Genomic DNA, 14067 nt, shown 5'->3' on the forward strand with positions numbered 1-14067 from the left:
CAGCGATGCACGTCTGGTCTTGACAGTAGGTGCGCCTTACGTTTACGTCAACGTCATAACGAAAAGGTTCCCGGCGCCGAACGATCCAGGGAACACCGTCACTGGGGAGTGAAACCATGCAGAACGCCTTCGCGCCCGGAATCCCGTCACGCTGTCTCCCTCCGCGCCCACGCGCCTTTTGACCCGCAGCGCAGCCGGGAGGATCGGAGATGGCCGAGAATCTTGCGCGTAAATCGGTGTCGGGCCAGCCCTGGCTGAACCACTACCCGGCGGGCATCGCCTGGGACCAGCCGATCCCCGTCGCCCCCCTGTGGGAGCTGTTCGACGAGGCCGCCCGCCGCTTCGCCGAGCGCCCCTGCCTGGACTTCCTGGGCCGCCGCTACAGCTACGCGGAGGTCGCCGGGCTGGTGGACCGCGCGGCCAAGGGCTTCGCGGCGCTGGGGGTGAAACCGGGGGTGAGGGTCGGGCTGTGCCTGCCGAACACGCCGACTTACGTGATCGCCTATTTCGGCGTGCTGAAGGCCGGCGGCACGGTGGTGAACTACAACCCCCTCTACGTCGAGCGGGAGCTGGAGCACCAGATCGAGGATTCGGGGACCGAGATCATGGTCACCCTGGACCTGAAGCAGATCTACCCGCGCATCGAATCCATGCTGCGCCGGACGCGCCTGAAGACGGTGGTGGTCTGCCGCATGGCCTCCATCCTGCCGCGCCTTAAGAGCGTGCTGTTCCGTGTGCTGAAGCGCAGCGAACTGGCCGCCATCCCGAACGACGCCCGGCATGTGGACTTCGACGCGCTGCTGGCGAACGACGGCCGGTTCGAGCCCGTGGCCGTGGACCCGCGCCGGGACGTGGCGGTGCTGCAATACACCGGCGGCACCACGGGCGTGCCGAAGGGCGCCATGCTGACGCACGCCAACCTGATGGCGAACGCGCGGCAGGTGAAGGCCTGGTTCCCCGGCATGGCCCTGGGGCAGGAGCGGATGATGGCCGTGCTGCCCTTCTTCCACGTCTTCGCCATGACCGTGGTGATGAACATGGGGCTGGCGGCGGGGGCGGAGTTGATTCTGCTGCCGCGCTTCGACGCGGTGCAGGTGCTGAAGACCATCGCGCGGCGCCGGCCGACCCTGCTGCCCGGCGTGCCGACCATGTACAAGGCGCTGCTGAGCCACCCGGACGCGGCGCGCTACCCCATGACCTCCATCCGCACCTGCATCTCCGGCGGGGCGCCCCTGCCGATGGAGCTGAAGCGCCAGTTCGAGGAGGCGACCGGCTGCGTGCTGGTGGAGGGCTACGGCCTCAGCGAGGCGTCGCCGGTCTGCGCCTGCAACCCGCTGACCGGCGCGAACAAGGAGGGTTCCATCGGCCTGCCGCTACCCGGCGTCACCTTCCAGATCCGCGCGCTGGACGACCCGACCCGGGTGCTGCCGCCCGGCGAGAAGGGGGAGGTGGTGCTGGCCGGCCCCAACGTCATGGCCGGCTATTGGAACAAGCCGGAGGAGACGGCGCGCTGCATCGCCGGCGGCTTCCTCTTCACCGGCGATGTCGGGGTGATGGACGAGGACGGCTACGTCTTCCTGCTCGACCGGCTGAAGGACCTGATCATCTGCGGCGGCTACAACGTCTACCCGCGGGTGATCGAGGAGGCGATCTACCAGCACCCGGACGTGGTCGCCGCCTGCGTCATCGGCATCCCCGACGACTATCGCGGCCAGAGTCCGAAGGCCTTCGTCCAGCTCAAGCCCGGCGCGCGCATGACGGCGGAGGCTCTGAAGGACTTCCTGCGGGACAAGATTTCGCGAATCGAGATGCCGAAACTGGTCGAATTCCGCGCCGAACTGCCCAAAACGGCGGTCGGCAAGCTGTCCAAGAAGGAATTGATCGCCGAATCTTTGCAAAAGGACGGACCTTGAGGGGGGATTGAGGGGGAGAGTGGCGGGCATGGCTTTGTCTCGTCGCCGTTCGTGTGGTACGAACCATGGCGCCGGATGGCGACGTGACGGAAGGCGTGCCCACCACCATGGAACAGCTCTACACGGTCAATCAGTTGGCGGAGGAACTGGGCATCACGCCGCGTGCCCTCCGCTTCTACGAGGTCAAGGGCCTGCTGTCGCCCAACCGCGTCGGCAACAACCGCGTCTACACCAAGCGCGACCGCGCCCGGCTGAAGCTGATCCTGCGCGGCAAGCGGCTCGGCTTCTCGCTGGCGGAGATCCGGGAGTATCTGGACCTCTACAACGTCGATGGCGGGGTGGAGCAGTTGAAGGTCCTGCTGAAGCGCATCGAGGCGCGGCTGAGCGATCTGGAGCAGCAGCGCGAAGACCTGGAAGCGACCGTCGAGGAGCTGAGGGAAATCGAATCCCAGGTGACCGCCGCCCTGGAAGAGCGCGGCATGACGTCCAAGAGCGCCTGACCGGAGCGGCCCCACCTGCCCCGCCGGGCCACGGTCCGGAAGCGGAGGAGGGTAGGGTGGACATGCTAAGTGTGGAACCGGCCTGCGGAGCGCCGGCATGAACCTGCTGTTCCGCTTGGTCGCCGTCGTGGTCACGGCGCTGTTCGGCCACCCGAACGGATTCCTGGAGCCGGCGCGGCTGCGCTTCCGGGTGTGGCCGACCGACCTCGACTTCAACATGCACATGACCAACGCCCGCTATTTCAGCGTCATGGACCTGGGGCGGGTGGACCTGATGCTGCGCTCCGGCCTGGGGCGGGCGATCCTGCGCAACCGATGGCAGCCGGTGATCGGTGGCGCCAACGTGCGCTTCCGCCGGCCGCTGGCGCCCTTCCAGCGATTCGAATTGATCAGCCGTGTCCTGTGCTGGGACGACCGGTATTTCTTCATCGAGCACCGCGTGGAGACCGCCCGCGGCATGGCCGCCGTGGCGGTGGTGCGCGGCGCCTTCGTCGCCCGCGGAGCCGTGGTGCCCCCGGCCGAGGTTCTGGCCGCCCACGGCGAGTGCCGGGAATCGCCGCCGATGCCCGATGCCGTGGCCGCCTGGATCGAACGCGCGCTGTAAACCCCCGTTTGCACGCGTGAGCCTGGGACCGGGTGCGCGAGCGCCCGGTCAATTTTTTACCCGCTAAAATTACATTCATGGTGCGTGATATGCGGTCTGCGAAGACATGCGATCCGCACGCTTCGCTGTGAAAGGATTGACGCTGTGGGCGCGCGCAAAATAGGCTATTTCACAAATGGGACGTCCTTCGCCTGCCATGGTGTGCGAAGGCGAGAGAACGAGAGGGTTGAAGGATGGCGATGACCGAGGAAGAGGATCTGCGCGAGCAGCTGCGCGGCTCGCTGAAGAACCGGGCGATGTTCTATCTCGCCATCTACCGCGAGATGGCGCGGGAGCACGGCGCGGAAGCCGCCGCGAAGACGCTGGCCACGGCGATCCGCGAACGCGGCGCGGAAGTCGGCGCCCGCTTCGCCGCCTACGCCCCGGCCGATTTCGAAGGGCTGAAGACCGCCTTCCTCGACTTCGTGCCCGATCACGGCCGCATGTTCGAACCCGTGGTGACACGCTGCGACGCGGGCGGGCTGGACATCGCCTTCAAGCGCTGCCCGCTGAAGGAAGCCTGGGAAGAGAACGGCCTGCCGCCGGAGGAAATGGCGACCATGTGCGCCATTGCGGGCAAGGTGGACAACGGCACCTTCGAGGCCGCCGGCTTCACCTTCGAGGGCGAGACCTGGAAGCCCGGCCGCGACGGCTGCTGCATCCTGCGCGTTCGCCCCGGCAAGGCCGCCGCCTGAGCCGTCCGATAAGAAGACCAGAGGGAACCCGACCATGACCATGTCCAGGAAAATCCTCGGCGCGCTCGCCGGCGTGGCCGTCGCCGCCTCCGCGCTGCCGGCGCTGGCGCAGAAGACCATCGCGCTCGGCTACCAGGCGCCGCTGACCGGCGAGATGTCGCAGTACGGCGAGGTGTTCCGCAACTCCGCCACCATGGCGGTGGAGCAGTTCAACAAGTCCGGCAAACTGCCCGGCGCCACCGTCGTCCTGAAGTTCGAGGACAGCAAGAACGACGCGAAGGAAGGCGTGAACATCGCCAAGAAGTTCGTGGACGACCCGGAGGTCGTCGGCGTGCTGGGCGACTTCTCCTCCACCGTGTCTATGGCGGCGGCGCAGGTCTACGCGCAGGCCGGCGTGCCGCAGCTGTCGCAGACGGCCTCGCACCCGGACTACGTCAAGATCAGCCCCTGGCAGTTCCGCAACATCACCACCCAGGCCTTCGAAGGCCCCTTCGTGGCGAAGTGGGTTCTGGGCGAGGGCAAGAAGAAGATCGCCGTCATCGCCATCCAGAACGACTGGGGCCAGTCGGCCGCCGGCGAGTTCGAGAAGGCGGTCAAGGAAGGCGGCGGGCAGATCGTCGCGACCGAGTTCTACAACCCCGGCAACCGCGACTTCCGCACCATCCTGACCAAGATCGCCCGCGAAAAGCCGGACGCCATCTACCTCGGCATGTTCGACGAGGACGGCGCCTCGCTGCTCCAGCAGCGCCGGCAGCTGAACATCCAGATCCCGACCTACGCGACCTCTTCGCTCTATTCGCCGAAGCTGGTCGCGCTGGCCGGTCCGGCGGCCGATGGGCTGAAGCTGTCCACGACCTTCGCGGCCAACAGCCCGGAGCCGGTCGTGAAGACCTACGTGGACGAGTACAAGGCCCGCTACAAGGCCGACCCGACCATGTTCGCCGCCCAGGCCTATGACGCGACCAACATCATGCTGACCGCCATCGCCAAGGTCGGCCCGACCGTGGACCGCAAGAGCCTGCGCGACGCGCTGGCCCAGACCGCCGGCTTCCCCGGCGTGACCGGCGAGACCACCTTCGATCCCCAGACCCGCGAGCCGTCCAAGCAACTCGCCCGCATGGAGATCAAGGGCGGCCAGTTCGTGCTGGTGAAGTAACGCGCCGCTTGCCCCCTCCCTCCCACGCTGGCGCGTGGGTCCCTCCCTCCCCCGCTTCGCGGTGGAGGGCCTGAATTCCCTCTCCCGCGAAGCGGGGGAGGGTTAGGGAGGGGGCTCCCGTGCTTGGGATTATGGAATGTTCGACGCCTTTTTCGTCCAGCAGCTCGTGAACGGCTTTTCCGTCGGGCTGGTCTATGCGCTGATCGCCATCGGTTTCACGCTCATCTTTGGCGTGCTGAACGTGGTGAACTTCGCGCATGGCGAGGTCTACATGGTCGGGGCCTACGCGGGCGTGGTGCTCATCACCGCGCTGGCGCCACCGTTGATCGCGGTGGTGCTGTTCGTCATGGCCGTGGGGGCGGTCGCCGGGTTCGGCCTGGAACGGCTGGCCTTCAAGCCCTTCCGCCGCTTCCAGGACGAGGCGTCGCTGAAATCCAAGGCGATGCGGGAGGCGACGCTGCTCTCCTCGCTCGCCGTGTCGATCATCGTGCGGGAGGTCGTGGAGAAGGTCTTCGGCGGCGGCATGCGCCCCGTGCCGTTCGAGGTGCAGCTGACCGACCCCGTGCAGATCGGGGAGCTGTCCTTCTCCACCGGGCAGTTCGTGATCTTCGGGGCGGCGGTCGCCATGTTCGCCGGGTTGCAGTTCCTGCTGTACCGGACGCGCATCGGCCTGTCGATCCGCGCGGTCGCCAACAACCCGCTGGGCGCCAAGTACGTCGGCATCAACACGGACCGCACGATCATCGCGACCTTCGTGGTCGGGTCGGTGATGGGCGCCGTCGCCGGCATCCTCGTGGCGCTCTATTACGGGTCGGTCTTCCCGACCATGGGCTTCGCGCCGGGCGTGAAGGCCTTCGTCGCCATGGTGATGGGGGGCCTCAGCAGCATCCCCGGCGCGGTCGTCTGCGCCATCTTCCTCGGCCTTGCCGAGGCGGTGGCGACCGAGTTCCTGGCGCAGGGCTGGAGCGAAATGATCGCCTACGGCTTCCTGCTGCTGACGCTGATCTTCTTCCCGACGGGCCTCTTCGGCGGAGCGCGCGACCGTGTCTAAATCCCGCATCCTTCCGCTGGCGGTCGCGCTCGCCGTGCTGGTGCTGGTGCCGGCGCTGCTGCAGGCGTCGGGCTCCGGCTACCTGTTCCGGGTGTCGATCACCGCCATGATCTTTGCGATCCTGGCCGCCAGCCTGAACTTCATCACCGGCGTGGCCGGGCTGCTGTCGCTGGGGCACGCGGCCTTCTACGGCATCGGCGCCTACACGGCGGCCCTGCTGGCGACGCGGTATGGCGTGCCGTTCCTGCTGACCATCCCGCTGGCGGGCGTGGCCGCGGCCATCGGCGGGGTGCTGGTGGCGCTGCCGACGATGCGGCTGGTCAGCATCTATTTCGCCGTCGCCACGCTGGGCATGGGCGAGATCATCCACGGCACGCTGCTGAACTGGGTGGACTTCACGCGCGGGCCGATGGGCATTCCCGCGATTCCGTCTTTCCACGTGTTCGGCATGGACCTGTCCGGCAACCTGGGCAGCTATCTGGTCGTGGCCGTGGTCATGCTGGTCTCCCTCTGGGTGCTGCACCGGCTGACGCATTCCTATTACGGAAACGCGTTGCGCGCGCTGCGCGAGGACGACCAGTGCGCCGACAGCATGGGCATCGACGTGGTGCGGCTGAAGGGCGAGGTCTTCGCCATCGCCTGCTTCTTCGCGGGCATCGCGGGATCGCTGTGGGCGCACACGACCGGCTACATCAGCCCGAACGACTTCCGCTTCGGCGAGTCCATCCTGGTGCTGGCGATGATCGTGGTCGGCGGCCTGGGCAGCCTGCCCGGCGCGGTGATCGGCGCCGTACTGCTGATCGTCCTGCCGGAGGCGCTGCGCCCCGTGGGCGACGTGCGCATGATCGTGGTGGGCTGCGTGATGTTCTTCTCCATCCTCCTCCTGCCCAAGGGGCTGTTCGGCGAGGTGTCGGCGCTGAACCTCGTCCGCTCCTCCTTCGGGGCGGGCTGGAAGCCGGGCGCTGCCCGCCAGAGCAATGCGGGCTCCGCCCGCCAAAGCATCGGGTGGCGATGATGGCGGCCCTTCTTGAGATTGAGAACCTGACGCGCCGCTTCGGCGGCCTCGTCGCGGTGGACCGCGTGTCCGGCCATGTGGGGCAGGGCGAACTGGTCGGGCTGATCGGCCCGAACGGCGCCGGCAAGACGACCCTGTTCAACCTCATCAGCGGCTTCACCCCGCCCAGCGAGGGCACGGTGCGCTTCAACGGGGAGACCATCTCCGGCCTGAAGCCCTGGCGCGTTGCCCGGCGCGGGCTGGGGCGCACCTTCCAGAACCTGCGCATCTTCCCGAACATGACCGTCTTCGACAACGTGTCGGTCGGGGCCATCGGCGCGGTCGGCCACTCCCCCTGGCGCTCCCTCTTCCGCGGGCCACGCGGCGAGGCCGACGCCAAGGCGGTCAGCGAGCGCACCTGGGCGGCACTGGAGCGCGTCGGGCTGGCCGGGCAGGGGCACGAACTGGCGGCGAACCTCAGTTACGGCAAGCGCAAGTATCTGGAGATCGCCCGCGCGCTGGCCCTCGGCCCTCGCCTGCTGATCCTCGACGAGCCGGCCGCCGGCCTGAACGACAGCGAGACGGCGGAGCTGGCCGCCTTCATCCAGGGCCTGCACGCGGAGGGCATGACGGTCCTGCTCGTCGAGCACGACATGACGCTGGTCATGGGCATCTGCCAGCGCGTGATGGTGCTGGCGTCCGGCCGCAAGATCGCCGACGGCACCCCCGCCGAAGTCCGCCGCGACCCCGCCGTGCTGGAAGCCTACCTCGGCGGCGAAGAGGAGGACGCGGCGTGACCAACCTTCTGGAAATCCGCGACCTTCGCGTCTCCATGGGGGCGCAGCCGATCCTTCAGGGTGTGTCGCTCGACGTGCCGGCGGGCGGGATCGTCACGGTGCTGGGGTCCAACGGCGTCGGCAAGACGACGCTGATGCGCGCCATTTCCGGCGTCTACCGGACGACCGGCGGGGACATCCGGCTGGACGGCAAACCGATCACCGGACTGCCGACCCACGACATCGTGCGCCTGGGCATCTGCCAGGCGCCGGAGGGGCGGCAGATCTTCTCCAGCATGACCGTGTTGGAGAACCTGCGCCTCGGCGCCGGGTCGCGCGGCGGGCGGGAGTATGATGAGGACCTGGAGCGCATGCTCACCCTCTTCCCGCGCCTGCGGGAGCGCCTGACGCAGAAGGCCGGTTCCCTGTCGGGCGGGGAGCAGCAGATGCTGTGCGTCGGCCGCGCGCTGATGGGGCGCCCGCGCCTGCTGCTGATGGACGAGCCGTCGCTGGGCCTCGCGCCCAAGCTGGTGCGGCAGATCTTCGACCTCGTCGCGATGATCCGCGAAACGGGGACGGCGATCCTACTGGTCGAACAGAACGCCAAGGCGGCGCTGCGCGTCGCCGATCAGGCCTACGTCATGGAGTCGGGGCGCATCGTGTTGCAGGGATCGGCCGCCGAACTGGCCGAGGACCCGCGCATCCGCGCCGCCTATCTCGGGGGACATGTGCATTGACCGCTACCGTTGCGTTGCCGCCGTCGCTGTGGGCCAAGACCGCGCCCCCGGCCCCGGAGCTGCCCACTCTGTCGGGCGAGATCGAGGCGGACGTCGCCATCGTCGGCTGCGGCTTTTCGGGCCTCTCCACCGCGCTGCATCTGGCCGAGGCCGGCGCCAGGGCCGTCGTGCTGGAGGCCGCCGAGCCCGGCTGGGGTGCGTCGGGACGCAACAACGGGCAGGTCATCCCGACCCTGACCCGCGCCGACCCGGACGACCTCGTCGCGCTGTGGGGGGAGCAGAAGGGCGAGCAGTTCGTGCGCGTCCTGCGCGATTCCGCCGACCTGCTGTTTGGCCTCGTCGCCAAGCACAACATCGACTGCGAGGCGGTGCAGAACGGCTGGGTCCAGCCCGCTCACCGGAAGAGCCGCCTCGCCATCTCCGCCCGCCGGGCCGAGCAGTGGGGCCGGCGCGGCGCGCCCGTTGAGCTGTTCGACCGCGACCGCGCGGAGGAGATCACCGGCTCGCCCTACTGGTACGGCGGCTGGCAGAACCGGTCCGGCGGGCGGGTCAACCCGCTGGCGCTGGCGCGCGGCATGGCCCGCGCCGCCGTCGAGGCCGGCGCGCAGGTCTTCAAGGGCAGCCCGGCGACCGCGCTGACCCGGGCCGGCGACCGCTGGCGGGTGACGACGCCACGCGGCAGCGTGGTGGCGAAGCGGGTGGTGCTGGCGACCAACGCCTACAGCGACGCGCTGTGGCCGAAGCTGGCGCAGACCATCGTGCCGGTGCGCTCCTACCAGATGGCGACGCAGCCGCTGCCGGAAAACGTGCGCCGTTCCATCCTGCCGCAGGGGCACGCGCTGTCGGACACGCAGGGCGACCTGTACTTCTTCCGCCAGGACGCGCAGGGACGGCTGGTCACCGGCGGGGCGCTGGTGTTCGACGTGGACTCCGAACGCCGCCTGAGCGCCCGCATCGGCGAGCGGTTGCAGCGCGTCTTCCCGCAGATCGGCCCGGTGACCTTCGACTATGTGTGGTGGGGCTACATCGGCATGACGCCGGAACGACTGCCGCGCCTGCACGAGCTGGCGCCGGGCGTCGTCTCCTGGATCGGCTGCAACGGCCGCGCCGTGGCGCTCGGCACCGCCATGGGCAAGGAGCTGGCGCAGTACGGGCTGGGCCGTCCGGCCTCGGACCTGCCGATCCCGCTGTCCCCGCTGCGGCCGCTGCCGTTCCACGGCGTCGCACGCACCCTTGCCCGCGGCATGCTGCTGCTCTATCGCTGGCGGGATATCCAGGACTGACTGGGAAGACTGACCGGGAAAGGGGAGGGACGCCCATGGGCGCACACGGCATCAACGGCATCGACCATCTCGTCATCGCGGTCCGCGACCTGGACAAGGCGCGTGAGGCGTATGAGCGGCTGGGCTTCACCATCACCCCGCGTGGCCGCCACACGGAGCTGAAGTCGATCAACCACACCTTCATGTTCGGCGCCGACGACTATGTCGAGCTGTTGGCCGTGGAGGAGCCGCACCCGGTCACCGCCTTCTACAGCGACTTCCTGAAGGCGCGCGAGGGCATCGCCGCCGTGGCGCTGAAGGCCGACGACGCCCGCGCGGCGCAGAAGCTTCTCACCGAAGCGGGCTTCCGGGCGTCCGACGCGGTGGATTTCGGCCGCCCGGTGGACCTGCCGGAGGGGACGCGCGACGCGCGCTTCACCATCACCTCGCTGGACACCGCCCAGACTCCCGGCGGCCGGGTCTTCCTGTGCCAGCACCACACCCGCGACGTGGTCTGGCGGCCGGAGTATGTGCAGCACGGGAATTCCGCGACCGGGCTTGCCGCGCTCGTAGTGGCGGCCGACGATCCGGACGCCGTTGCCGGCACCTACGCCCGCCTGTTCGGCACGGCGGTGGAGCCGCGCGGGCCGGCGCGCGTCGTGCCGACCGGCGACACGCCGATCCTGGTGGCGCCGCCGTCGGCCCTGCATTGGGGCTGGACCAGCGACCCGCTGCTGACCGCGCCGCGCCCCATCCTGGCAGGCATGGTCGTGCGGGTGGACGACCTCGACCGCGCGCAGCAGGCCTTGCAGAAAAGCAAGTTCCCGACGGTCGTCGGCAACGGCGTCCTGCGCGTGTCCTCCGCCAACGCCTGCGGCGTGATGCTGGCCTTCGCAAAGGAATTCGACCTGCGCACCCTCATTCCGTAAGGGGTTGGACGCCAGCCCCAGTCATATCGAAAACATATTGGTGGCCTGCGTCTGATATATTGGACAGCCACGCTCGACCGGGCGCACAGTTCTGTTGCGGTGCAGCGAACGGGCGAGGGCGATCGTGTTGGATGGCGGTTTCGGGGCGGGGCAGGGCGCGGCGGCGCGGGACTATCTGGTCGCTGGCAGCCCGGCCTATCGGCGGGCGAGCGCCATCCTGTTCGTGGCCGGATTTTCCACCTTCGCCACGCTCTACTGCGTTCAGCCGCTGATGCCCGAGTTCACGCGCGAGTTCGGCGTGACGCCCGCGGAGTCCAGCCTCGCCCTGTCGCTGTCCACCGGCGTGCTGGCCATCGCCATGCTGGTGTCCGGCGCGATCTCCGACCGGTTCGGGCGCAAGGGCATCATGACGCTGTCCCTGCTCGCCTCCGGCACGCTGGGGATCCTGGGGGCGCTGGCGCCCAGCTGGGGCGGGCTGCTCGCGCTGCGCGCGCTGGAAGGCATGGCGCTGAGCGGCCTGCCCGCCGTCGCCATGGCCTTCGTGTCGGAGGAGGTGGACCCCCGCTCGGCCGGCATGACCATGGGGCTGTACATCGGCGGCACGGCGTTCGGCGGCATGTCGGGGCGGGCGCTGACCGCGCTGGTGGCCGACCTCGCGACGTGGCGCGCGGCGATGGCCGTGGTGGGCGGCATCGGCATCCTCGCCGCCTTCGCCGTCTGGTTCGGGCTGCCGGCGTCGCGGCGGTTCGTACGGCGGCCGGCGGGGCTGCGGGAACTGGCGGCGGCGTGGCGCGGGCATCTGGGCGACGGCCGGCTGCTCGCCCTGTTCTCCATGGGTTTCCTGTCCATGGGGTCCTTCGTCACGGTCTTCAACTACATCGGCTTCCGGTTGATCGCGCCGCCCTTCGACCTGCGGCCGGCGGCGGTGGGAGCGGTCTTCCTCGTCTATCTCTGCGGGGTGGTCAGCTCACCGTTGTTCGGCGGCCTTGCCGGGCGGCTGGGGCCGGGGCGGGTGTTGGCCGCCGCGGCGGTCATGATGGCTGCCGGGCTGGCGCTGATGAGCCCCGACAGCCTGTGGACCCTGACGCCGGGCATCGCGCTGTTCACCTTCGCCTTCTTCGGCGTCCATTCCATCGCGTCCGGCTGGATCGGCCAGCGCGCGACGTCGAACCGGGGGCAGGCCTCGGCCATCTACCTGTTCTGCTACTACATGGGCTCGACCACCGCGGGAACGCTGGGCGGCGTTTTCTGGCACGGCCACGGCTGGGCCGGGGTCGCCGGCTTCGTCGGCCTGCTGCTGGCGGTCGGCGTGGCCGTGTCCGCCGCTTTGGCAAGCCATCGCTAATTCGCGAAATACGGGCGCAACTTGTTGAATATGATCGTATTGATGGTTGCCATGCGCACGCGTTCGCGGCATTCTTCCCGCCGATCAGGAGCGATGCGTCCATGGCCCGTTTGACCGTCTACAGCGATTGCGACCCCATCCTTCCGGAGCTGGCGACCGCCGACCGGACCGTCGTGGCAGGGCATCTCGCCATGGCCGGAATTCTGTTCGAGCAATGGGAGGCCGAACAGGCCATTCCCGACGCCGCCGATTCCGCGGCCGTGCTCGCCGCCTACGCCGGCGCCATCGCCACCCTGAAGGCGGCGCGCGGCTACCGGTCGGCCGACGTCGTGCGCGTGCCGAAGGGCATGCCGGACAGCGGGACCTTGCGGGCCAAGTTCCTGTCGGAACACACCCACGAGGAGGACGAGGCCCGCTTCTTCGTCGAGGGCAGCGGCGCCTTCTACCTGCATCTGAACAACCGCGTCTACCAGATCGTCTGCGAGCAGGGCGATCTGCTGAGCGTCCCGGCCGGCACCAAGCATTGGTTCGACATGGGGCCGGACCCGCAATTCACCGCCATCCGCTTCTTCACGCGCCCGGACGGCTGGGTGGCGGCGTTCACGGGCGACGTGATCGCCGATCGCTTCCCGAAATACGGTGCGCGGCAATCCGACGCGCACGGGGCGCCGCGCTGACGCGACACAATGCGAAAGTATAGGGTGCCTGCGCTGTAACCAATGGTCGCAGCCCGTTGCGGACGTTTCCATTCGCTGTTACAAGCGAACCGGGTAGGCAATGCGCGGCGTTTTTTCCCGTTATTCGGGTATGTTGCCGCGGCTTCGGAGGCTCCATGACCACGGACGGCCACACCGTTCCGCGCACGGGGAACAGCTTCATCGACGTGACCCACGCGGCGCTGATGGACCGCGTCGGGACGATCCGCCGCGAATGCGCGACCGGAGCCCCGCGCGACGAGGTCGTTCCGCATTTCTGCGACTTCGTGAACGAGATGCGCGCGCATTTCGATCATGAGGAGGTCATCATCCGCGCCGTCGGCTATCGCCGGTGGGAGGAGCACGCACACCAGCACGAAATGCTCGATCAGCAACTCGGCCGCCTGATCGACTATGTGCGGGAATGCGACGTCACCAACGATTTCATGTGCACGGTGGCCGGCACGCTGGACGCCGCCCTGTGCCGCCACGAGATCCGGCATGACAGCGAATACGCCGCGCTGGTCCGCAATGCCTCCACCCCGGCACCCGGCCCCGACCTGATCCTGTGGGACCCCAGCTTCGACATCGGTATCGCGGCGCTCGACGCCCAGCATCGCCAACTGGTGGAATGCCTGAACGAAATCGACCGGATCAGCCGAGGCAACGGTTCTGTGGCCGAAGGGCTCGAACTGCTGGAGTTGATGCAGGACCATGTCCAGGCCCACTTCGCGATGGAAGAGGGCATGCTGCGCACCCAGCTTCCCAGCCGTTTCCTGGGGCACAGCGCGCACCACAAGGTCCTTGTGGCCCAGTTCGCCCGCATCCGGGCGGAAATCGAAGCCGGGCGGGTCGACCTTGGCGTCGCGGCCCGCGATTTCTTCCGCTTCTGGCTGATGGACCACGTCCTGGGCTCCGACCGTCCGACCTTCGCCGCCGCGAGGGAAGCCCCGGGGCGGTAAAGACCGGCGGTAAGGGACGGCGGTAAAATCTCCGGCAGGCCGGAAGCCCATCCGGCCATCCCCGACCGCCATAAAAAAATCACTTGAATCCCCGTCCGAAAAGCGTAATTCATGCGGGACGACGCACTCGCACGTGCCAATGGCCCTCTGTGGTTATGCAACGACGTACCGCGTCCTTTTTGGCAGAACCGGTCGTCAGTGGGCCGGTCCCGAGAGGGAGGTAGGCATGTTGGCTCGCCACGGCAGGGCTCTCAGACGGTAGCCCATAGCCGGACATCGACGCTTTGACGCGCGGAGCGATCTGCCCGCGTGAGCGCTCGGCCCGGCTTTTTCCCGTCACCTTTCCCCGAAACACCCGAAGATCGGATTGCGGCCAAGCCTGATGGCGCCGCGCCGGCTTCCCGTCTTT

The 14067-nt window shown here is 68.5% G+C and carries 14 protein-coding genes; all 14 read left to right on the top strand.

Going from position 1 to position 14067, the window contains the following annotated elements; translation table 11 throughout:
* Positions 1 to 209: 209 nt before the first annotated feature.
* Positions 210 to 1913: a long-chain-fatty-acid--CoA ligase gene (locus tag ACSVC7_RS09645; RefSeq protein ID WP_448203004.1), complete on the top strand. Its 1704-nt coding sequence runs from the start codon at positions 210 to 212 to the stop codon at positions 1911 to 1913.
* Positions 1914 to 2020: 107 nt separating this feature from the next.
* A complete protein-coding gene (locus ACSVC7_RS09650) occupies positions 2021 to 2413 on the top strand; it encodes a MerR family transcriptional regulator (RefSeq protein ID WP_448203174.1) in 393 nt (130 codons plus the stop codon).
* A 97-nt stretch (positions 2414 to 2510) separates the two neighbouring features.
* Positions 2511 to 3017, top strand: coding sequence for a thioesterase family protein (locus ACSVC7_RS09655; RefSeq protein ID WP_448203003.1), 507 nt, complete (start codon positions 2511 to 2513; stop codon positions 3015 to 3017).
* A gap of 233 nt (positions 3018 to 3250) precedes the next feature.
* On the top strand, positions 3251 to 3751 hold the full coding sequence (locus ACSVC7_RS09660) for an L-2-amino-thiazoline-4-carboxylic acid hydrolase (protein ID WP_448203002.1): 501 nt from the start codon (positions 3251 to 3253) through the stop codon (positions 3749 to 3751).
* Positions 3752 to 3785: 34 nt separating this feature from the next.
* Positions 3786 to 4907, top strand: a complete 1122-nt coding sequence (locus ACSVC7_RS09665) for an ABC transporter substrate-binding protein (RefSeq protein WP_448203001.1) — start codon at positions 3786 to 3788, stop codon at positions 4905 to 4907.
* Positions 4908 to 5043: 136 nt separating this feature from the next.
* Positions 5044 to 5958 (top strand): branched-chain amino acid ABC transporter permease, encoded by a 915-nt coding sequence (locus ACSVC7_RS09670; RefSeq protein WP_448203000.1) that lies wholly within the window; start codon positions 5044 to 5046, stop codon positions 5956 to 5958.
* The gene (locus tag ACSVC7_RS09675) at positions 5951 to 6973 is read left to right on the top strand and encodes a branched-chain amino acid ABC transporter permease (RefSeq protein WP_448202999.1); all 1023 of its coding nucleotides are present in this window, start codon (positions 5951 to 5953) and stop codon (positions 6971 to 6973) included. The genes ACSVC7_RS09670 and ACSVC7_RS09675 overlap by 8 nt, the downstream gene beginning before the upstream one ends.
* Positions 6973 to 7749 (top strand): ABC transporter ATP-binding protein, encoded by a 777-nt coding sequence (locus ACSVC7_RS09680; protein ID WP_448202998.1) that lies wholly within the window; start codon positions 6973 to 6975, stop codon positions 7747 to 7749. Before ACSVC7_RS09675 ends, ACSVC7_RS09680 begins: the two co-directional genes overlap by 1 nt.
* Before the next feature lie 35 nt (positions 7750 to 7784).
* Positions 7785 to 8465: an ABC transporter ATP-binding protein gene (locus ACSVC7_RS09685; RefSeq protein WP_448203173.1), complete on the top strand. Its 681-nt coding sequence runs from the start codon at positions 7785 to 7787 to the stop codon at positions 8463 to 8465.
* A complete protein-coding gene (locus ACSVC7_RS09690; protein ID WP_448202997.1) occupies positions 8462 to 9748 on the top strand; it encodes an NAD(P)/FAD-dependent oxidoreductase in 1287 nt (428 codons plus the stop codon). The genes ACSVC7_RS09685 and ACSVC7_RS09690 overlap by 4 nt, the downstream gene beginning before the upstream one ends.
* A 35-nt stretch (positions 9749 to 9783) precedes the next feature.
* Positions 9784 to 10656 carry a VOC family protein gene (locus tag ACSVC7_RS09695; protein ID WP_448202996.1) on the top strand — a complete coding sequence of 291 codons (873 nt, stop codon included), beginning with the start codon at positions 9784 to 9786 and terminating at the stop codon, positions 10654 to 10656.
* A 124-nt stretch (positions 10657 to 10780) separates the two neighbouring features.
* Positions 10781 to 12001 carry an MFS transporter gene (locus ACSVC7_RS09700; protein WP_448202995.1) on the top strand — a complete coding sequence of 407 codons (1221 nt, stop codon included), beginning with the start codon at positions 10781 to 10783 and terminating at the stop codon, positions 11999 to 12001.
* A gap of 101 nt (positions 12002 to 12102) precedes the next feature.
* A complete protein-coding gene (locus ACSVC7_RS09705; protein ID WP_448202994.1) occupies positions 12103 to 12678 on the top strand; it encodes a 1,2-dihydroxy-3-keto-5-methylthiopentene dioxygenase in 576 nt (191 codons plus the stop codon).
* 155 nt (positions 12679 to 12833) lie between these two features.
* A complete protein-coding gene (locus tag ACSVC7_RS09710; RefSeq protein ID WP_448202993.1) occupies positions 12834 to 13658 on the top strand; it encodes a bacteriohemerythrin in 825 nt (274 codons plus the stop codon).
* The last annotated feature ends 409 nt before the right edge of the window (positions 13659 to 14067 follow it).

The sequence above is a fragment of the Azospirillum mesophilum genome, assembly GCF_053470405.2.